Origin of the sequence: Sphingomonas sp., assembly GCF_024508665.1 — a bacterium.
Taxonomy (GTDB): Bacteria; Pseudomonadota; Alphaproteobacteria; order Sphingomonadales; family Sphingomonadaceae; genus Sphingomonas.
Window position 1 is genome coordinate 69,434 of the sequence record NZ_JANINP010000008.1, and the last position, 21,209, is coordinate 90,642.

Annotated in this window: 15 protein-coding genes; 6 read left to right on the forward strand and 9 right to left on the reverse strand. The window is 67.0% G+C overall.

Annotated features, from left to right (window positions below):
* Positions 1-312: 312 nt before the first annotated feature.
* The 4 genes from Q0L25_RS21560 to Q0L25_RS21575 all read right to left on the reverse strand — a co-directional run bounded on the left by Q0L25_RS21560 (position 313) and on the right by Q0L25_RS21575 (position 5,470).
* Complete coding sequence (locus tag Q0L25_RS21560) at positions 313-1,536, reverse strand: MFS transporter (protein ID WP_296617921.1); 1,224 nt, start codon at positions 1,534-1,536, stop codon at positions 313-315.
* Complete coding sequence (locus Q0L25_RS21565; RefSeq protein WP_296617995.1) at positions 1,537-2,541, reverse strand: histone deacetylase family protein; 1,005 nt, start codon at positions 2,539-2,541, stop codon at positions 1,537-1,539.
* Positions 2,541-3,755, reverse strand: a complete 1,215-nt coding sequence (gene nhaA, locus Q0L25_RS21570) for a Na+/H+ antiporter NhaA (protein ID WP_296617997.1) — start codon at positions 3,753-3,755, stop codon at positions 2,541-2,543. Before nhaA ends, Q0L25_RS21565 begins: the two co-directional genes overlap by 1 nt.
* Before the next feature lie 125 nt (positions 3,756-3,880).
* Complete coding sequence (locus Q0L25_RS21575; RefSeq protein ID WP_296617923.1) at positions 3,881-5,470, reverse strand: lysine--tRNA ligase; 1,590 nt, start codon at positions 5,468-5,470, stop codon at positions 3,881-3,883.
* Between the two features lie 217 nt (positions 5,471-5,687).
* Here Q0L25_RS21575 and Q0L25_RS21580 point away from each other — a divergent pair, with 217 nt between their 5' ends.
* From Q0L25_RS21580 to Q0L25_RS21595, 4 genes are all read left to right on the forward strand, one after another.
* Entirely contained in the window at positions 5,688-6,017 is a 330-nt protein-coding gene (locus tag Q0L25_RS21580; protein ID WP_296617924.1) for a helix-turn-helix transcriptional regulator, read from the forward strand.
* Positions 6,014-6,505, forward strand: a complete 492-nt coding sequence (locus tag Q0L25_RS21585) for an SRPBCC domain-containing protein (protein WP_296617926.1) — start codon at positions 6,014-6,016, stop codon at positions 6,503-6,505. Before Q0L25_RS21580 ends, Q0L25_RS21585 begins: the two co-directional genes overlap by 4 nt.
* Positions 6,506-6,592: 87 nt before the next feature.
* Positions 6,593-9,319, forward strand: coding sequence for an ATP-dependent DNA helicase (locus tag Q0L25_RS21590; RefSeq protein ID WP_296617927.1), 2,727 nt, complete (start codon positions 6,593-6,595; stop codon positions 9,317-9,319).
* A complete protein-coding gene (locus Q0L25_RS21595) occupies positions 9,316-9,852 on the forward strand; it encodes a histidine phosphatase family protein (RefSeq protein ID WP_296617929.1) in 537 nt (178 codons plus the stop codon). Before Q0L25_RS21590 ends, Q0L25_RS21595 begins: the two co-directional genes overlap by 4 nt.
* Before the next feature lie 7 nt (positions 9,853-9,859).
* Here Q0L25_RS21595 and Q0L25_RS21600 read toward each other — a convergent pair whose 3' ends face one another.
* Positions 9,860-10,381 carry a DUF177 domain-containing protein gene (locus Q0L25_RS21600; RefSeq protein WP_296617930.1) on the reverse strand — a complete coding sequence of 174 codons (522 nt, stop codon included), beginning with the start codon at positions 10,379-10,381 and terminating at the stop codon, positions 9,860-9,862.
* Complete coding sequence (locus Q0L25_RS21605) at positions 10,378-10,881, reverse strand: ubiquinol-cytochrome C chaperone family protein (protein WP_296617932.1); 504 nt, start codon at positions 10,879-10,881, stop codon at positions 10,378-10,380. Before Q0L25_RS21605 ends, Q0L25_RS21600 begins: the two co-directional genes overlap by 4 nt.
* Positions 10,882-10,997: 116 nt before the next feature.
* Between Q0L25_RS21605 and Q0L25_RS21610 the strand changes: the two genes are divergently transcribed.
* Together Q0L25_RS21610 and Q0L25_RS21615 are read left to right on the forward strand one after the other, a co-directional pair.
* Positions 10,998-11,489: an outer membrane protein assembly factor BamE gene (locus Q0L25_RS21610; RefSeq protein WP_296617934.1), complete on the forward strand. Its 492-nt coding sequence runs from the start codon at positions 10,998-11,000 to the stop codon at positions 11,487-11,489.
* A gap of 264 nt (positions 11,490-11,753) precedes the next feature.
* Positions 11,754-12,215, forward strand: coding sequence for an RcnB family protein (locus tag Q0L25_RS21615; RefSeq protein ID WP_296617935.1), 462 nt, complete (start codon positions 11,754-11,756; stop codon positions 12,213-12,215).
* Positions 12,216-12,335: 120 nt separating this feature from the next.
* Here Q0L25_RS21615 and Q0L25_RS21620 read toward each other — a convergent pair whose 3' ends face one another.
* From Q0L25_RS21620 to Q0L25_RS21630, 3 genes are all read right to left on the reverse strand, one after another.
* The gene (locus Q0L25_RS21620) at positions 12,336-12,635 is read right to left on the reverse strand and encodes a hypothetical protein (RefSeq protein ID WP_296617936.1); all 300 of its coding nucleotides are present in this window, start codon (positions 12,633-12,635) and stop codon (positions 12,336-12,338) included.
* 295 nt (positions 12,636-12,930) lie between these two features.
* The gene (gene pbpC, locus Q0L25_RS21625; RefSeq protein ID WP_296617937.1) at positions 12,931-15,156 is read right to left on the reverse strand and encodes a penicillin-binding protein 1C; all 2,226 of its coding nucleotides are present in this window, start codon (positions 15,154-15,156) and stop codon (positions 12,931-12,933) included.
* 214 nt (positions 15,157-15,370) lie between these two features.
* Entirely contained in the window at positions 15,371-21,175 is a 5,805-nt protein-coding gene (locus Q0L25_RS21630) for an MG2 domain-containing protein (RefSeq protein ID WP_296617938.1), read from the reverse strand.
* Between the last annotated feature and the right edge of the window lie 34 nt (positions 21,176-21,209).

A 21,209-nucleotide genomic window follows, 5' to 3' on the forward strand; every position in this document is an offset into this window, starting at 1 on the left:
CACCGGCGCGAGCGGTGTAGCCCGCTCGCGACAGTTCGACCGGCCGGCGGCGCCTACGCGCCGACCGACGACGACGCGGGACTTGCTCCCGCGTCGTTCTCGTTTGGGAGAGGCGTCGTCCGAAACCGCCTGGGCGGCGCAGTGCTCAGACCAAGCCCAAAAGAGTAAGCCCCGTCGCACATGGTGCGGCGGGGCTCCCTAGGACGATCCTACGCGCGAAGCGTGGGTTCGTCTAAAATGCTCTCTCTTTCGTTCAAGCAGGATATCAACGCGCGATAACGCGCCCAGTTCCGGGATCATGAAGAAATTATTTCAGTCCGTCCCAAGCGGCTTGGGCGGGGTCACTTCGTTCTGCGGCAGCGGCGGGATCGTTCTGAGAACAAGTCCCACGATCAACGCGATCGCGCCGAGCGCCCCGCAGAACCACGTCACGCCCGGCCACCCCGCCCGCGTCCAGGCGATGCCGCACAGCGACCCCAACACGCTCGATCCGGCGTAGTAGAAGAACAGATAGAGCGCCGCCGCCTGGCCGCGTTGCGTGAGCGCGCGACGTCCGACCCAGGCGCTGGCGATCGAATGCGCGCCGAAGAAGCCGATCGTCACTACGCCGATCCCCGCCACGACCAAAGCGAGCGGCTCGGCCGCGGTCAGCGCAACTCCAGCGATAAGCAACACTACCGGCATCCAGAAGATGCGCCGGCGCCCCAGCCGGCCGGCGACGCCGCCGAACCAGGCCGAGCTCCATGAGCCGAGCAGATAGAGCAGGAAGATCGCGCCGACCGCGGCATGCCCCAGCGAATAAGGCGGCGCCATTAGCCGGAAGCCGGCATAATTGTAGATGCTGACGAACACGCCCATCAGCACGAACGCCTCGAGGAACAAGAGTTGCATCGCGCGGTCGCGTAACAGGGATGCGAATCCACGCACGACATCGCGGGGCGGCGGCGCAGAGCGGACGAAATGCCGCGATTCGGGCGCCAGCCGCCGGAACGCCTCGGCCATCGCCAACCCCGCGACGCCGACCAAAGCTATCGCGCCGCGCCAGCCGGCCAGATCGGTCAGCAGGCTGACGCCCAATCGCCCTGCCATCCCGCCGATCGCGCTGCCGCCGATATAGAGCCCCATCGCCGAACCGACCGACTCGTGATCGACCTCTTCGCTGACATAGGCCATCGCCACCGCCGGCACGCCCGCCAGCGCCACACCGGTCAGGAACCGCAAGGCGAGCAGTGCCGGCCAGCCCGGCGCCGCCGCCGTCGCCAGGCTGAACCCGCCGGCCAGGAACATCGCCGCGACCATCATCGGCCGCCGTCCCCAGCGATCCGACAGTGCCCCGGCGACCAGGATGCCGATCGCCAGCGGCCCGGTCGCCAAACCGACCGCCAGGCTCGCCGCCTCGGCGCTCAGGTGGAAGTCATGCGCGAATAGCGGCAGCAAAGGCTGCGCCGAATAGAGCAGCGAAAAGGTCGAGAATCCCGCGAACAGCATCGCCAACGTCAGGCGCCGGTAATCGGCGCTGCCCTTGGCCAGCGCCATTCAGAAGCCGCTCAACAGGCTCGCGACGTTCTCGCCAAGCGCTTCGACCGCATAGCCTCCCTCCATCACGATCACGGTCGGCAGGCCGGCGGCGGCGATATCTGCGGCGAGCAGGGCATAATCGGGCGTTTCGATCCGAAAGGCGGAGATGGGATCGCCGATATAGGTATCCGCGCCGAAGCTCACCACCAGCAGCTCGGCGCCGAAATCGGCGATCGCCCGTAGCGCTTGTGCCTGCGCCGCGCGGAATGCGTCGATCATCGTCCCCTGCGGCAGCGGAAGGTTGAGTGTCGCGCCGCGTCCCTCGCCCTCACCGACCTCATCGGCATGGCCCCAATAGAAAGGATAATCGGTCGCCGGATCGGCGTGGAGCGAGGCGTAGAAGACGTCGCCGCGCGTCCAGAAAATGTCCTGCGTCCCGTTGCCGTGGTGATAGTCGATATCGAGGATCGCGACCCGCGGCCGGCCCGCATCGCGTGCCGCCTGCGCTGCGATCGCCGCGACGTTGAGATGGCAATAGCCGCCATAATAATCGGCGCCGGCATGATGGCCGGGCGGACGGCACAAGGCGAAAGCGGCGCGCTCGCCGTCGAGCACAGCCTGGGTCGCCGCCAGCGCCGATTGCGCGCTCCAATAGGCGCTTTCCCATGTGCGCGCCGTAAGCGGGGTTCCGCCGTCGAAACTATATTGGCCGAGCAGAGCGTCGATCCGGTCGAGCCGGAGCGGCCGACGTCCGACCACCGGCCAGACATAGCCCATCGCGTCGCCCGACCGTCCCGCATCCGCCCAGCGCGCCGCGGCGGTCTTCAGGAAAGCGATATAGTCGGGATCGTGCACGGCCAGGATCGGGGCCTCGCCGCGATCCTCGGGCGCTTCCGCGCCGCCGATCGCGGCCAGGATCGTCTCGGCACGCGACGGCTTTTCGGCATAATCGGTGAAGCCTCCATTATGCAGCTCGCGCGCCGGCGCGTGCAGTAATTGCCGGGGATCGAAGAATTTGCGCATCATGCCTCACGCATCGGCCGCGCGACCCAGCGCAGCACCACAAAACCCGCCAGGCCCGACAGGATCGATCCGATCAGGACGCCGACCTTGACCCGATCGATCAAGGCGGGATCGGCAAAGGCAAGCCCGCCGATGAACAGGCTCATCGTGAACCCGATCCCGGCGAGCAGCAGCACGCCGTAAACCTGCGTCCACGACGCCCGGCCCGGCCGCTCCGCCCAGCCAAGCTTCACCGCGAGCGCGACGGCGCCCAGCATGCCGGTCTGTTTGCCGACGAACAGGCCCGCCGCGACCGCGATGACCAGCGGCTCGGCAAGGACATGCAATCCCTGGCCGCCCAGCGATACACCGGCATTGGCGAAGCCGAACAGTGGCACCACCAGGAAAGCGATCCATGGGCTGAGCGCGTGTTCGAGCCGGTGCAGCGGCGATTCGGCGTCATCGGGCGCGCCCGGTGAGGTCCGGATCGGGATCGTCATCGCCGCCAGCACGCCGGCGATCGTCGCATGCACTCCCGACCGCAGCACCAGCCACCACAGCAGGCCGGACAGAATGATATAGGGCAGCAGGCGCACTACCCCGCCGCGGTTCATCGCGATCATGACTCCAAGCACGACCGCCGCGCCGCCCAGCGAGACGAGATCGAGTCCCTGGCTATAGGCGACCGCGATGATCGCCACCGCGCCCATATCGTCGACGATCGCGACCGTGGTCAGGAACAGCTTGAGCGGGGCGGGCACGCGCGATCCGAGCAACGCCATTACCCCTACCGCAAAGGCGATATCCGTCGCCGCCGGGATTGCCCAGCCGCGCACCAGCGCGGGGTCCCCCGCGACGACGGCGAGATAGACGATCGCCGGGACGGCCATCCCGGCCGCCGCCGCGATCACCGGCAAGGTGCGATCGGCCGGCTGCGACAGCTCGCCGTCGATCAGCTCGCGCTTGATCTCGAGCCCGACGAGGAAAAAGAACCCGGCCATGAGCGCGTCGTTGACCCACAGATGCACCGTCATCGGCCCCAGCTTGGGCGCCAGCACCGGGCCGGTTTCGACATGCAGCAAGTGGAAATAATCGGCGGCGAGCGGCGAGTTGGCGGCGATCATCGCGAGCAGGGCCGCGGCGATCAGGACGATGCCGCCGGCCGCTTCGTCCTCGAGGAAATCCCGGAGGATGGAGCTGCGTTTTGTTTGGCTCACGATCACCTCCTTCGTCATGCCGGCCATATCAAGCCCCTCCCCTTCAGGGGAGGGGTTGGGGTGGGGCAGTGCCCCAAGCCGTGTCGCCTGTGGAAAGGCCCCACCCCCGACCCCTCCCCTGAAGGGGAGGGGCTAGGACCACCTCACCGCGCCAGTGCCTCGGCGATCAGTTTCCGCGTATTCTCAACCCCGTACAGCGCGATGAAGCTGCCCATGCGCGGGCCCTGGCTCGATCCGAGCAACGTCTCGTACAGCGCCTTGAACCAGTCGCGCAGTTCGGCGAACCCGCCGGTCTTGCCGATCTCGTAGACGATGTTCTGGATGTCCTCGGCGCTCGCGTCGGCAGGCAGTGCGGCGAGATCGGCGTCGAGCCGCTTCAGAGCCTCGACCTCGACACCCTCCGGTGCGCGGCGCTTGAGCGTCGGCGCGACGAAATCGCGGGCATAAGCGAGCGCATAACCGATCAGCTGGTCGAGCGCCGGATACTTTTCCGGCGAGGCGTCCGCCACGTAATTGCCGAGATACCCCCAGACCTGCTCCTTGGTCGCATCGCCGCCCATTACCCCGACCAGGTTGAGCAACAGCCCGAACGTCACCGGCAGCGTCTCCGTCGGCGGGGGGCCGTTATGGATATGGTGGACCGGATTGCCCAACCGTTGCTCGACCGGCTGGTTCGCGTAATTCGCGCGGAACTGCCAATAATCGTCGACCGCGCGCGGGATCAGCCCGAGATGGAGCGACTTCGCCTTCTTGGGCTCGCGATAGATATAGAAAGCCAGGCTCTCGTCGGGGCCATAGGTCAGCCATTCCTCGATCGACAGGCCGTTGCCCTTCGACTTCGAGATCTTCTCGCCCTTTTCGTCCAGGAACATCTCGTAATTGAAGCCCTCGGGCGGGCGGCCACCCAGAGCGCGGGTGATCTTGCCCGACTGAACCACCGAATCGATCAGGTCTTTGCCCGCCATTTCGTAATCGACGCCGAGCGCGACCCAGCGCATCGCCCAATCGACCTTCCATTGCAGCTTGGCGCCACCCGACAGGATCGACTGCTCGACCGTCTCACCCTCATCGGCGAAACGGACGATCCCGGCTTCGGCGTCGACCACCTCGACCGGCACCTGGAGGACGATTCCCGACTTCTTGCTGATCGGCAGCACCGGCGAATAGGTCGCCCGGCGTTCGGCGCGCAGCGTCGGCAGCATGATGTCCATCACTGCCTGATAGTGCCGAAGCACGCTGCGCAGCGCGTCGTCGAACTTGCCGCCGGTATAATAATCGGTCGACGAGACGAATTCATATTCGAAACCGTAGCGGTCGAGAAACTCGCGCAGCATCGCATTGTTATGCGCGGCAAAGCTCTCATGCGTACCGAAGGGATCGGGGATGCGCGTCAGCGGCTTGCCGAGATACTGGGCCAGCATCTCCTTGTTGGGGACATTGTCGGGCACCTTGCGCAGCCCATCCATATCGTCCGAAAAGGCGATCAGCCGGGTCGGGATGTCCGACAGCGTCTCGAACGCGTGGCGGACCATCGTCGTGCGCAACACTTCGTTGAACGTGCCGATATGCGGCAGGCCCGACGGCCCATAGCCAGTCTCGAACAGCACGGGCTCGCCGCCCGGTTTCCCGTTCGGGTAGCGCTTGAGCAATTTGCGCGCTTCCTCGTACGGCCAGGCCTTGGATTCGAGCGCGGCGGCGCGCAGGGCTTGCATCTGTTCGAGTTCGGCTACCATGACGGAGAGCCGAGTGCGCGATGCGCCGGCTTTTTGCAACCTTGTGGCGATTGGCAGAACTCCGGCGGAACCTGGTGTGGGCATGACCCTACCCCGCCGTCAGGCGATCTCGCCGCGCACCTCAATCCGCTGTTGCTCGCCGTGCCCCGCGAACGGCCGATTCCGATCGCACCGGCCAAGGTTGCATATAACATAATAGTTATATAACGTACTTGCTATGGATTCGTTGCTCGATCGTCAGTTCGCGGCCCTTGCCGATCCCACCCGTCGCGCGATCCTCGCCCGGCTGGCGCGGGGCGAGGCGACGGTGGGCGAACTGCAACGCCCGTTCGGGATCAGCCAGCCGGCAATCTCCCGCCACCTGAAGGTGCTCGAATCGGCCGGACTGATCGAAGGCGGCAAGGCAGCGCAGGCGCGGCCACGGCGCCTCAAGGCGGACGCGCTCGACGATGCGCGCCAATGGATAGACGGGCTGCGTACCTTGTGGAGCGACAGTTTCGACCAACTCGACGCCTTTCTCAAAGCGACAGAAGGAAAAGCCGAATGACCACACCCAGCTTCACCATCACGCGCGTGTTCGACGCATCGCGCGAACGCGTCTGGGCGGCCTGGACCGATCCCCAGCGGCTGGCGGCGTGGTTCGGCCCGAAGGAGACCAAGGGAACCGTCCTCGAATACGATCTCAGGCCCGGCGGCGTGTGGCGCGGGCGCATGGATGCCCCCGACGGATCGGCGATGTTCAGCAAGTTCGTGTTCGAGCAGGTCGACCCGCCGTCGAGGCTCATGTGGATCCATGGTTTCGCCGATGAACATGGCGCTCGCATCCGCGCCCCCTTCGCGCCCTTGTTCCCGCTCGAACTGCGGACGACGGTGACGTTTGCCGAAGTCGATGACGGCACTCGCGTCACGCTCGAATGGGTGCCGCTCGACGCATCGTCCGAAGAGGAAGCGTTCTTTGCAAGCATGATGGACTCGATGACCGGCGGCTGGACCGGCTCCTTCGATCAGCTCGACGCCTATCTGGCGCAATCCTAGACTCTGTTTCAGCAAAGCTGAAACGGTAGCGAAGCTGAAAACGTCCCCGACGTTGCCATTTTGTTCGGGGGCCGCCACAAGGTCGGCGTGCCCCCCGAACTTCCCTATCCCGCGCTTCACGCCAGCCACGCCGGCGTCTGGATCGCCGATACCGAGGGGTGCAGCGCGATCAGCCGGGGCGAGGCGATCCGGCGCGCCGCCGACACGCCGATGATCGTACTCAACGCGCCATTGATCGGGCAGCGGCTCGGTTATGCCGATCTGTCGGGACTCGACCTGCTCGAACTCTACGCTTTCCTCAAACCCGCAACCTTCCTCGCCCCGACCCCGCGCGGTTTTGCCCGCGCCCTTGGCCTGACCGAGCCCGAGAACGAGGATCGCGTCGCGCCGTTCCTGCGCGACGCCGCCGCCGCATTGCTGGCGCTCGCCGAGGGCGAATGGCCCGAACGCGAGGGCGCCTGGACCGCCGCACAGAGCCTGGCGCGGTTGCGCTGGCCGTGGTCGCCGCTGGTCGCCGAGCGCATCGCCAAGCCGCGCGAGCACGAACGCTGGCTGTTCACCAAATTGCCCGAATGGGATGAAGCCGCGCCGCGCCCGGCGCCACGACCGGTGACGTTGCACGAGGCCGATGTAGCGGCGCGGCTCGATTATCTGACCGGCGCCGGCGCCGAGCAGCGTCCCGGCCAGCGCGCCTTTGCCGAAGCCTGCGCCGCCGCCTTCGCCCCCCGTATATTGCGCGACAATCCGAACATGGTTCTGGCCGAGGCGGGGACCGGGATCGGCAAGACGTTGGGCTATCTCGCCCCGGCTTCGCTCTGGTCGGAAGCGGCGGGCGGGCCGGTCTGGATCTCGACCTTCACCAAGGCGCTGCAGCGCCAGCTCAATCACGAGACGGCGCGGCTGATCCCCGACCCCGCCGAACGCCGCCGCCGGGTGGTGACGCGCAAGGGGCGCGAGAATTACCTGTGCCTGCTCAATCTCGAGGATGCGCTGCAGGGCGGGTTCGCCGGCCGCGCGGCGATGCTCGCGCATCTCGTCGCGCGCTGGGCAGCCTATACCGCCGATGGCGACATGATCGGCGGCGACCTGCCCGGCTGGCTGCCCACCCTGTTCCGCCGCAACGGATCGACCGCGCTGACCGACCGGCGCGGCGAATGCGTCTATGCGGGCTGCCCACATTACCGCAAATGCTTCATCGAGCGCGCCGCCCGCGCCAGTGCCGAGGCCGATATCGTCATCGCCAACCACGCACTGGTGATGGTCAACGCCGCGCGCGGTCGCGAAGCCAACAGCCGCCCGACGCGCTACGTGTTCGACGAAGGCCATCATCTGTTCGAGGCCGCCGATTCGATGTTCGGGGTCGCATTGTCGGGGCAGGAATCGATCGAACTCAGGCGCTGGATCGTCGGGCCCGAATCGACGTCGCGCGGACGCCGCCGCGGGCTCGCCGCGCGATTGAGCGACGTCGCCAGCTATGACGAAGCCGGCGGCCGCGCGATCCACGACGCGGTCGAAGCGGCACGCGCGCTGGCGAGCGACCGGTGGCTGCAGCGCGTGGCCGAAGGTGAGCCGTTCGGCGTAATCGAACGCCTGCTCGCGGCGGTACGCGGCCTGACCTATGCCCGGGCGACCCAGGACGGCGATGCCGGCTATGGCCTCGAAACAGAACTGGCCGAACCAGATGGGACATTGATCGAAGCCGCCGCCGAGGCCGCGCAGGGGCTGGAGGCTCTGCTTCGCCCGCTAATGACTCTTGGACAGCGGCTCGAAGCGGTGCTGGCCGAGGGCCCCGATTGGCTGGACGGCCAGGCCCGCGCGCGCGTCGAGGGCGCGATCGCCTCGCTCGGCTGGCGGACCGATACGGTCGGCGCCTGGATCGGGCTGCTCGCGCGGATCGGCGGGCCGGCCGATCCCGATTTCGTCGACTGGCTGGCAGTCGATCGGATCGAGGGGCGCGAAATCGATATCGGACTGCACCGGCGCTGGCTCGATCCGACGCGGCCGTTGGCGGCGACGGTGCTCAAGCCGGCGCATGGCGTGCTGGTCACCTCGGCGACACTCAAGGCCGGCGATCCCGATTGGCTGACCGCAGAGGCCCGCGCCGGCGTCCCGCATCTCGATCGCGGCGCCGGATTGTTCGAGGCGCAGAGCCCGTTCGATTATGCCAACCAGGCCGAAGTGCTGATCGTCACCGACGTCAAACGCGGCGACCTGGCCGCGCTCGCCAACGCCTATGCCCGGCTGATCGAGGCGGCCGGCGGCGGCACGCTCGGCCTGTTCACCGCGATCCGGCGGCTGCGCGGGGTCCATGCCCGGATCGCCGATCGGCTCGCGCGCGATGGCCTGCCGCTTTACGCGCAACATGTAGATCCGATCGATCCCGGCACCCTGGTCGATATGTTCCGCGACGATCGCCGCGCCTCGCTGATCGGTACCGACGCGTTGCGCGACGGCGTCGACGTACCCGGCGAATCGCTGCGCCAGGTGATCCTGGAAGGCGTGCCCTGGGCCAAACCGACCGTGCTCCACGCCGCGCGGCGGCTGGCGGGCGGGGGCTCTGCCTATGACGATCGCCTTGTCCGCGCCAAGCTCGCGCAAGCGTTCGGCCGGCTGATCCGCCGCGCCGACGATCGCGGCGCGTTCGTCTTGCTGTCGGCGGCAATGCCCAGCCGGTTGCTGTCCGCCTTTCCGGCCGGCGTGCCGATCGCGCGGGTCCCGCTCGACGAAGCGGTCGCGCGCGTGAGATCGCGTCTTTCTTCTGTCGCACAGGTCGGGCAAGGGGCAGAAGCTATCCTGAACCAGAAGGCGCCATGAAGACGCTCATCCTGCTCCGGCACGCCAAATCGAGTTGGGACGATCACGGCGTCCGCGATTTCGATCGCGCCCTCAATCCCAAGGGCGAACGCGCCGCGCGAACGATGGGCAGCCATATGCGCGCGATCGGCCTGTCCTGGGATTATGCCATCGCCTCGCCCGCCACGCGCGTGATCGAGACGCTGGAACAGGCATCGCAAGGCTATGGCCGCCGCATCGACCCCGATTGGGACCGTCGCGCCTATCTCGCCTCGGCCGCGACTTTGCTCGAACTGGTCCATGATGCGCCCGTGACGGCGGACACGCTGCTCCTCTCCGGGCACAATCCCGGCCTTGAGGACCTGATCCTGCTGCTGGTGCCCGATGGCGACGCGAAACGCGATCAGGTCGAGATCAAATTCCCGACCGCGAGCCTGGCGGTGATGACGTGTGACGCCGACAATTGGGCCGACGTCGCGGCGGGGAGCTGCACGCTCACGACTTTCGTCCGCCCGCGAGATCTCGACCCGAGCCTGGGGCCGGACGCAGACTGACCGGCGGTCACGTCTTTCCTAGCTTATCCTTCAACGCCGCGAGCGCGCCGAACGGGCCGGCCTGCTCCTCGCTCAGCACGCCAGCTTCCTTCAGCTTCGCTTCGGCGTTGGGCCCGCGCGGGAAGGGGTCGAGCGCCAGCGCCATCGTCTCGGCGGCGACCTCGCCCAGGTCGATCGCGCCGCCGTCATAGGGAATGACGTCGATCTCACTGTCGCCCAGTTCGACCTCGTCCTGGCCAGCATCGCCTTCCGGCACGAACCGCAAGGCGACCGGCTCGTCGACCGTCGCGGCGAGCGGATCGCCGGTAATGCTGCAGGCCTGGGTTACCGCCGCTGCGACCCGTCCCTCGACCACGATGCCGGCCGCGTCGCGGCGAACCGTGAAGCTGCCCGTCAGCCGCTCGATGCCGATCAGGTCGAATCTTTTGGCCAGCGCCGCGCGCTCCTGCGCATCCGCTTCGATCTCGACGGCGCGCGGCTCGCCGCCAATCGTATCGATGCGCTGCGGCCGCGCGAACTCGATGGTCACGGCAATTGGCCCGCGATCAGCCGGTCGAGCGCGATGCCGTCGAGACCCTGGCGCAAGGCCAGCAATTCGCGCTCGACATGGGCCAGCGCCGCCGCATCGGGAGCCTCGCCGCGATAGAGGTTGCGGACCAAAGCCGGCTTGAGATCGCCCGCCGCCAGCCCATCGCGATAGGCGCCGAGCCGGCCGCCGAGCATTCCCATCATCCGACCGACATGCTTGCCGACCAGCAAGTCGCCGATCCCGATCTCGCGCAATTGCGGATCCATGTCGTCGACGAACGCTTCGGACAGATGCGTCGCCGCGGCGATTCCGGCGGAATCGGCCTCGAGCCGCAGCATGACCATCGCCAGCACCGCCGCGATCATGTCGAACCGGCCGTCCACCGTATCGGCGACCGCGCCGTCCAGATACCAATGCGGCTGGCGCGCGCGCGCCACCAATGCCGCGTACAACGCCGCGGTTTCGTCACGTTTCGCCCTGAACCTGTCGAAAAAACCCATCAATCTCGCCTTCGCGGGCGGCGGCCTTGTGCCGTCCGCCCGCCCCGCATATTGAGGCGAACGGCGCGCGATGCAAATGCGCCGGGTGATTGGCGTCGGCGCACGGAGAGTATCGAATGGTGAAGGCAGTCCGGATGGTTGGTCGGTTTGGCGGCCTGACCGCGGCAATCGCGGTTGTAGCGCTCGCCGGCGGCTGCACCTCGCTGCGCTCGCACCAGGGTTATATCATCGATGCCGACCTGGTGAATTCGGTTCAGCCGGGCGTCGATAACCGCGCCTCGGTGATCCAGACGCTCGGCAAGCCGAGCTTCGCCAGCCAGTTCAACAACGGCGAGTGGTATTATATCGCGCGCGACAGCCGCAACCTCGCTTATTTGAACCCAAAGGCGCGGAGCCAGGTGACGCTGAAGATCGCGTTCGACCAGAAGGGCGTCGTGTCGAACATCACGCGCACCGGCCTCGATCAGGTCGCGTCGATTCGGCCATACGGCAAGACCACCCCGACCCTGGGCCGCAAGCGCAGCTTCTTCGAGGAATTGTTCGGCAATATCGGCTCGGTCGGCGCGGCAGGCGCCGGCACCGGCGGCGGCGACGACAGCCAGCCGTAAGGGGGTGGGCGCACGGCACTTGCTTTTCAATTCAAGCCCCTCCCCTTCAGGGGAGGGGTTGGGGTGGGGACCCTCCACAGACGAGGGGCTTGAGGCACTCCCCCACCCCCTACCCCTCCCCTGAAGGGGAGGGGCTGATACGCCGTCCAAACCCTTGCTGTAGCCTGACCGACGCGTTCGCGAGGGGTTCAGCGTCGGCGTCCTAATCCTTCCCGACATGATGGCGCGGAAGACGCGCTGTCCGGAAAAGGAAGGGAGACGATCATGCGTACATTGATCCTCACCGCGCTGATCGCGGCCACCGCCATGCCGGTCGCGGCGCAAGCGCAATCCCGCGGCGAGATCCGTCACGACCGCCGGGAAATCCGCGAAGACCGTCGCGACTTGCAACGCGACCGCCGCGAACTGCGCGAGGACCGTCGCGATTGGCGCGAAGACCATAACCGCCGCTGGGGTGACAATGATTGGCGCGACTGGCGCAACCGCAACCGCAGCATCTATGCCCGCGGCACCTGGCGCGCGCCGTTTCGCTATTATGCCTTCCGCCCCGGCGTGCGCATCGCGCCGACTTATTGGGGCTCGGCCTATTGGATCAACGATCCGTGGCGCTATCGCCTGCCGCCGGCCGGCTGGGGCCAGCGCTGGGTGCGCCACTATGACGACGTCCTGCTGATCGACACGCGCCGCGGCGTGGTGCTGCGCGTGATCCACAACTTCTACTGGTAAGCTCCCAGTGGAAGGCGGGGCGTCCGGGCGTTTTCAATGCCCGCCCGGACGCCCCGTTTTTTTGGGGCACTTAGATACGGCCATCGGCGGTCTGGTCTCCGCTACGGTGGGAAGCCGTCATCAATGCCCGTCTCGAAAAAGCGTCTCCGCTGCATTCACCGCAGCGCTCATTTCCTGATCGTTTAGGTCCCAATCGGATAGGGCCTTTCCGGCACCCCATCCAGCGCCGCCGCCTGGCGCGCCGAGGCGCCCTTCCACGAGCGATTTCTTATATGCCGCTAAATTGGTCGCCAGAAGGCGGTAACAGTTACAACGCCAGCGGTCAGTTTCGCTTTCAAGCCGGCGATTCGCCAACTCAATCGCGATCTCGGTTCGGGCCGCAATCTCAGCGATTAGCGAAGTGGCGTCGCTGTTGCTCATAATTCGAGCCTAGGGCAGCCTCCGAATGACCGCAACTCAGTCGCTAGCCAAGATTCATTGATCCGGATCGATCGACCGTGAACGAAGAACCCAATTCTCCTCTCCCTTTGGGAGAGGAAGGGGCCCGCTCGGCTTAGCCGAGTGGGAAGGTGAGGGCAGGTGTGAAGGCAAACGCTGCCCTCACCCTTCCGCCGCTGCGCGGCTCCCTCCTGCATCGGGTCGGCCATGCCCCCGGCATGGCCTAAACAGCGCGGGGCGCTGTTTACCTGATACACCCAAAGGGAGAGGGATTTTCTCACCGCATCGTGAAGATCACCTGATCGACCACCTTCCCCGACAGATCGAGCAGCGCCAGCCGGTGCCGCCCTGGCCCCGGCAGGATCAGCGGCGCGGTACTGGCGTCGCCTAAATCCTGTCTGTCGAGCACCAGCCGGTGCGTGACCGCGTCGCCAGATACCGCGACCGCGAGGCGCTGGCGGTCCATCGGGATGTCGGGATCGATCGCATAGACGCTGCCCGAGACGGGATTTGTGATACGCGGGCGACGTGCGGTGTCGGGCGCCGCCGCCACGACGTTCATGCCTGTGCCGGCGAGAAAATATTCGCGCCGCGGCTGTTCGATATTGTCGGCGAAGCGGATCGCGCGCGCTTCCACGCCAGATGGCATCGGCGGGGCCTTGCTCGGGCGGTCGGCGTGGAGAGCGAGCATCACGTCGCGCCACACCGGCGCCGCGCCGCTGGTGCCCGAGACGGCGCGCATCGGGTCGCCTTCCATGTTTCCGACCCACACCGCGACGGTGTAGCGATCCGAAAAGCCGATGCACCAATTGTCGCGCATCGCCTTGGACGTGCCGGTCTTCACTGCTGCCCAGAACGGCAGGCGCAGCGACGAATCGAGCCCGAACGTGACCGCGCGGGCATTGGGATCGGCCATCATGTCGGCGACGATCCACGCAGCCTGCGGCGTGGTGATCGGCTTCGCGGCCGGGACCGGATCGTTCGCGGTCATTCGCACCGGCGCCCAGCGCCCGCCATTGGCCAGGCTGCGATAGGCGTCGGCCTGTTCGAGCAAGGTCACTTCGGCCGATCCCAAGGCGAGCGAAAAGCCGTAATAATCGCCGTCCTCGACCAGCCCCTGATAGCCGGTGTCCCACAGGCGATCGCGAAACGCATCGACTCCGACCAGTAGCAAGGTCCGCACCGCGGGCACATTGAGCGACCCCGCCAGCGCCGAGCGCGCCGAGACCGGGCCCTTGAACCCCTTGTCGTAATTTTGCGGCACATAGAGGCCAGAGGCCGTGTCGAGCTGGACCGGGGAATCGTCGAGGATCGAGGCGGGCGTGAGGTACCCCTTCTCGATCGCCTCGGCATAGAGGAACGGCTTCAGCGTCGATCCGGCCTGGCGGTACGATCCCGCGCCGTCGACCGAGGGCGCGGTGGAATTGCCGCCGATTCCGCCGACATAGGCCAGCACGTCGCCGGTCGCATTGTCGAGCACCACCACCGCGCCGTCGCGCGCGCGGCTGCCGCCCAGCCCCTGGAGCTGGCGCTTGAGCGCGGCGATCGCGGTCCGCTGGATATCGGCGTCGAGCGTGGTGGTGACGCGCAGTCCCGGCCTGGTCAGCAATTTGTTGGCGAGGTGCGGCGCGAGCCCAGGGTCGAGCGCCAGGCTGCGCGCCGGGCCGAGCATCGAATAGGCCTCGCCCTCGAACCGCGAACAATCCTTTTCATGGCTGAGCAGGCAGGCGCGCCGCGCCACCGATCCCGCGCCGGCTTGCGGATCGGGCAACAGCGCCGCGAGCATCAGCGCATCGTCGCGGCTGAGCGCATCGGGGGTCTTGCCGAACAGGCTGAGCGCGGCGGCGCCGATCCCCTGCGCCTCGCCCCGGAAGCCCGCGAGGTTGAGATAGCCTTCGAGGATCTCGTCCTTGCTCCAGTCGCTTTCGACGTCCCAGCCGGCACGCATCTGACGGATCTTGTCGAGCCAGGAACGCGCGCCGGGCCGCGCGAGATCGGGCGACAGGAAGCCGGCAAGTTGCATGCTGAGCGTCGAGGCACCGCGCGATTTGCGCCCCTCGATCCGATCGCGCAACGCGCCCAGGCTGGCGAGCCAGTCGACGCCGCCATGGCTGTAGAAGCGATGATCCTCGGCCGCGACCAAGGTCGTCCTGGTCGCCTCGGCAACCTTGTCGAGCGGGACCCAGGCGAGCCGGCGGCGGGCATAATCGACCCGCGACGAATCGATCAGCACGCCGTGCCGGTCGTAGAGCCATGCCTCGGACGATTTCCAGTTGGCGCGGACGTCGCGATAGCTCGGGATCGGCGGCGGCAGGGTGAGATAGTCGATCACGCCGAGCGCGACGACGAACAGGCCGAGCGAGGTGACGATCCAGTGCGCGCGGGTCCGCGGGCGGTGATCGACCAGCCAGCGGCCGGTTGCGGCGATGGTGTCGTCGACTCGTGCTTCGATCGCGCGGGCGCGGTTCCAGACGACGCGCACCCCTTTTCGCCATCGGCTCATCGCATGACGCCTAGAGCGAAGCGGCATTCAAATCTCCCCTCCCTTCCAGGGAGGGGATTAAGGGGTGGGTGAGCGACGGGCGAGGCTCGATGCCTCGTCCGACGCTGTTTTGGCGAGCGGTGGATAAGCTTTTTTGGGCGCGCAGACGCGCGCACCCACCCCCTGCCCCTCCCTGCAAGCAGGGAGGGGATTAAAACGGCCACACCCCCATTCATCACTTCTGCGCGATGGTCATCGACGCATTGGGAAGCTGGGCGTTGATCGACGGCGAATACATCGCCTCTACCCTCGTCGACGGCATGCTGAACGTCCCCGCCCCGTTGAGCCGCATCAGGTAGACGATCGCGAAATTGCCGCGCGGGACCCAGTCGAAATAGCCGCGCCACGAATCGCGCCGCCGCTCGATATAGGCTGGCGAGACGCCGGCCTGGACATCCCAGACCTTGCCGTCCTTGTCGGTCACGCTGAAACGCGACCCGCCGCCGGCCTGCTCCTGATCGGCGAGCATCTGCGACTGGCCGCCGAGGTCGCTGACCAGAGTCGCGCCGGCCGGGATCGGGTCGTTGACCACCACCCAATTGCGCTCGGCGGTCGCCTCGACCAGCAAGGTCACCTTGAGCACGTCGCCGCGGCTATATTGGCCCTTCACCCGCTGGCTGACCGGTTCGACTTTCTTCGACACGCGATAGCCGGCGAACAGCGGCTGGGTCAGCGGCACCGCCGCCGAGACCTGGACCGTCGCCCATGGGCCGGCGCCCGCCGATTGCCTGAGCAGCAGCGGGGTCGGAGCCGACGGTAAGGCGAAGCTCGCCTTGCGCGCGTCGGCGGCGAGCGGCCAGGACTTGAGCACCGATTGCTGGCCGAGGCTCAAACTGGTCGTCCCCATGATCGCGCTCGCCGGATAGAGTCCGCCGAACTTCTTCGCCGCGATCGTGCCCCAGGCATTGGCGGTCGTGGTGTCCCAACGCCCGCGCTGCTGGCGCAGCGACACGCCGACCATCATCTTGGGCGCGTCGTCGTTCCAGCCAGGTCGGCCGAGCGTCGCGATGACCGCCTTGATCGAGCCTTCGTCGCCCGACGACATCAGCCACCAGGGGGCGTTCGACTGATCGGACAGATCGAGCCGCGTGCCTTCATAGACCAGGCGCGTGCGGAGTTCGCTCTCGGCGACCCCGCGCAAGGCGTTGGCGTTGGCCAGACCCGGCACCTTGTCGAGCGCGACGAGATAATCGGCAAGCTGCGAGGTCGGCATTTCCTTCGGAATGATGCCGATCGCGCCGAGCATCGCCGGGGTCGCCGCACCTGCGCGGGCGAGCGCGTTGAACGCATTCAGCCGCTGCAGGCGGACATCGCCATAATCCTCGTGCCTGAGGCGACCGTCGATCACTGCCTTCATCGCCTCGACCATCCGGGTCTTGGCCGTCTCGGGGATCGGCAGGCCGGCATCGCTGGTCAGTTCGAGGACATAAGCGGTGAGCGCTTCCGATCCCTTGAGCGATGCCTGCGGCCAATAGCGCAACAGGCCGTCATCCGCCTGATAGGTCGGGATCTCGCCCGCGAGCTGGTTCCAGCCCGCGCCGTCGCCGAGCGCGACGATCCGGCTCAGCCGCTGCTCGAAACAATCATAGGGATAGGCCGCCATGAAGCGGCGCACACCCTCGAGCGGCGGGGCCAGACTGTCGTCGAGCTTGATGTCGACCACGCCGAACCCGGGCAGCGCGCCCTTGGGCGGGGTGATCGATATCGAGGTATTGGGCCCGACCCGCGCCAGCGTCGCCGCCCACACTTCGGTCGGCACCGCCGGCACCACGTCCTGCACGGTGGTCATCTTGTCGACCGCCTTGCCATCCGACGACTTGGCGCTGACCGTCCATTTGAGCTGGCCGGCCTGCCCAGGGGCGGTCAGGTTCCAGGCGATCGGCGCGGCGCCGCCGGCCGGGATCGTCACCGTGATCGGATTGCCCTTGGCGATCTGCGGTTCGAGCGCGACGTTCGCGGTCACCGTCATCGGCTTGTCCGAGCCGTTCCTGAGCGTGAAACCCGCGGCATAGCTGTCGCCGGTGCGCACCAGGCTCGGCAGGCCGGCATAGACCGACAGATCCTGCGCGGTGCGGATGTCGGTGCTGCCGGTGCCGAACAATTGCGCGCCATCGGTCGCGATCGCGACCAGCTTGAAGCTCGACAGCGCATCGTTGAGCTGGACCGGCACCTGGGCATGGCCATTGCCGTCGAGCGTCACCCGGCCCTTCCACAGCAGGACCGGCTGGAAATTCTCGCGATTGAGCCCCGACATGTCGCCACCGCCGCCGCCCCCGGCCTCGACCGCTTTCTTGCCGTAATGGCGTTTGCCGACCACCTGGGTCTGCGCGGTCGCGGTCAGCACCGACAGCGGCCGGTCGCCCATCATCGCGTCGAGCACATTCCAGCTGTCGTTCGGCGCCAGCTGCAGCAGCGCCTGGTCGACCGCGGCGAACGCCACGTCGGCGGTCTTGGCCGGCTTGCCGTCGGGATCCTTGACCGAGACGTCGACCGTCGCGGTGTCGCGCGCGGCATAGCGTTCCTTGTTCGCCTTGACCGTCACGCCGAGCTGGTGGGCCTCCCAGCCGACCTTCACCTTGGCGATGCCGAGACGATAGCTCGGCTTGGCGAGGTCTACCAACGCGGTCGGCTCCTGCGCTTCGCTCGGCGCGCTGGTGATGCCCAGGGCCTTGCCGATCCCCTGGAACCAGCTCCACACTCCAGGCTGCGCGCGCCCGCGCACCGCCATGACCGAGACGAACACGTCGGGCGCATAGCTGCCCGGCATCTTGACCTCGACGACCGGGTTGGCGCCCGACAGCTTGGTCACGAAGCTCGACAACACGCCTTCGCGCTCGACCGTGACCAAAGCCTCGGCCTCGCGGAACGGCATGCGCACCTGGAACCGCGCGGTCTCGCCCGCCTTGTAGGTCTGCTGCTCGGGCACGACATCCATGCGGTCGCCATTGTCGCCGCCGAACCACCAATCGTCATCGCCCGCCAGCCATACCGAGCGCACCGCGCGCGCGACATTGCCGTCGGCGTCGCGCGTCGTGGCGACGATATAGACTTCGCCCGACACGCCTGGATCGATCGTGCATTTGGCCAGCCCCAGCTCGTCGGTGGTCGTGCTGCACGATCCGCCGAGCTTGGTCGTCTTCATCTGGTTGTCGTACGCGTAGAAGCCGCCGATCAGCCGCCGCCGTGCGGTCAGCACCTGACGGCTGTAGAGCGCGACGTTGATCGCCTGACCCTTCTTCGGCTTGTTGTCGGTATCGAGCGCGACGAAGCTCAGCCTGAGATCGTCCTGCTTCATCAGCCAGCCGTCGGTCTTGGCGCCCAATTGCACCGCCGAGGGGAAGATCGGGATGCGCTTGGACGCGGTCAGCACTTCGCCGTTCGCGTCCTGATAATCCATCTCGACCAGCATGTCGGTCGCGGAATCGATTGCGGGCACGTCGACCGAGGTTCGCGTGGTGCCGTCGCTGCCCAGGGTCGCGGGCAGGGTCTGGGTCGGCGGCAGCGGCGCGCTTTCCTCCTCGCCGTCGCCGCTGAGTGGCTTGGTCCCTTCCTTCACGTCGGTCCCGCCGAACGTGTAGCTGTCATAGCCCTGGGGCGTGGCCGAACGGCCGAAATAGCCCACCCGCATCTCGACCGGCAGGTTGGACGCGCCACCGCCCGCGAGATAGCCGACGAACAGGTCGAGCGGCAGCGACTTGGGCCGGATCGCGGCGTCCTTGGGGCCGGTCACCGTCGCCCGCATCGTCGGCAATTTATATTCGTCGACCTTGAACGACTGATTGGTCGACAGCGTCTTGTCGCCATCGATCACCGAAATGTCGTAATCGCCCATCGGCGCGCCCTGCGGCGCGGTCCATTCGCTTTCGCCGATGCCATTGGCGTCGATCGTCAGCGGCAAGTCGAAATTGGTGTCCGATCCGCGATGCGACAGCCTGAGCGTGCCGGTGAAGCCCGGCGCCAGCGCAAAGCCGGTGCCGTTGGGCTGGCGCAGGATGTGCTTCATGTGGATCGTCTCGCCTTGGCGGACGAGCGCGCGGTCGAACACGGTGTGGAAGACGTCGTCGGCCTTCGAATAGCCATAGGGCAGGTCGAAATCGTACGGCCGGATCCCCTCGCCCCAATCGGTCAGGGTGAAGCTGAAATCACCGGCGGCGCGCGCCGAGATCATCAGCGGATGCTGCTGATAGCTGCTCTCGCACCCGCCATAGGTCTCCGGCTCGGGCAGACCGGCCGGGATGAATACCGCGCCGGAGCGGTCGGTCGTGCCGTTGGCGAGCAATTGGCCGGTACAGCTGTCCGTCACCGCCACCGCGGCATTGCCGACGGGCAAGCCGGTATCGAGATTGGTCACCCAGGCCAGGCTGCGTTCGCGACCCCATTTGAAATGGACCGCCATGTTGGTGACGAGCGCGGCAGTCGCGACGTAACGCGGCGCCTTGCGGCCGAGCAAAGCCTGGCCGAGCACCGGGCTGGCGAGCTCGACGACATAGAATCCGGGCTTGGTCAGCGGAATGCCGACCACTTCGAAATCCTTGCCCTTGCCGGGCAGGCCGATCTTCATCGACGCGCCGGCATTGGCGCCCGTCAGGATCGGGGTCGCGCCGGTATTCTGGATATGGCCGACGACCTCGTCGCCTTTCTTGATATCCTCGATATTGGTGTCGTCGGCCGAATTCACCGTGCGCAGCCATTCGGCGATCTTGCCATCGGACCCTTCGACGCGCAGCGACTGGCCGCCGATCGCCAAATTCTGGCCCTGCAGCGACGGTTCGACATTGCGTACCGTGACCGGCAGCACCCCACCTTCCTTCGCCTCGAGGATGCCGAAGCCGGCGGCGAACTTCACCAAAGGCGGCGCCTGGTCGATGCGGATGGCGAGCGGGAAGCGCTCGGCATTGGTCAGCGGCCGCCCGCTTTCGTCCTTCACGTCCGCCGGGATCGAGACCTTGGCGGTGGTCGCATAGGGCATGGGCGCCGGGAAAGTGATGTCGCTGATCGTCGCCGATTTCTGCTGGTCCTTGTCGAACAGGGGCGCGATCACCGTGCCGTCGGCGGTGGTGATCTTCATCTGCTTGGCGAGCGACATCGGGATCGGCGCGGTGAAGCGCAGATAGGCTTTCTCGACCGGGTTGCAGCCGGCCTGGGCATTGGTGCGGCTGCATTCGAACCGCGCCGCGAACGGCTTGCGCACGGTGAAGTCGAAGCGCTGGTCGGTGCCCGCGGGCTTGCCGCTCGCGCTGGCGATCTTGCCCGACCAGACCAAGGACATATCGTGCCCCGGCGGCAACGGCCGGCGGCAGCGGAGCGCGGTCACACCTTCATAAGCCTTGGCGCGGTCGGCTTCGCTCGCCGGTACCGTCGCGGGCAGGCCGCCGCTCTCGAGGAAGCTCTGCACCGCGTAATTGTCGTCGGTGCCCATCTCGGCGATCAGCTTGCCCGCGGTGTCGGGCGGCAGGACGTCGACCGGGATCTTCTCGCCCAGCCCGGCGACCGAGCAATAGGCATTGGCGCCGACCGATTGCGGCGTCGCCGGCAGATTGGCGGCGACCAGGAAGACCTGGCCCTCCTCGATCTCGTCGCTATTCTCGCCCGGCAGGATCGCCTTGGCCATCGGTCCGCCGGCATCGACCGTATAGGTGTTGCTATCGTTGAGCGCATAGCCCGACACGCTCTTGGTCCCGGCCTTGACCTTGAACTCGCACTTGGTGCCGCCAGGCAACGGATTGACGAATTCCCACACGAAGGTCTGCTGATCGGCCCAGCGCCCCTGGCCGTTGACCGCGCAGGTGACGTCGAACGGCGACGCCGCGCGCGGATCGCCCAAAGCCACCATCGGCTGGCTGAAGCGCACGGTGAACCGCTCGATCGAACCGTTGCCGACCCCGGGGGTAGCGACCGTGATGTGCGGGGCATTGTCGCCGAACGCGAGCGCCGGAGACAGCGCCAGCGCAAGGACCGCGAGACGGGCCGCGAGCTTCATACATCCCCCTTCTGTCGTGGCTTCATGTGAGCCG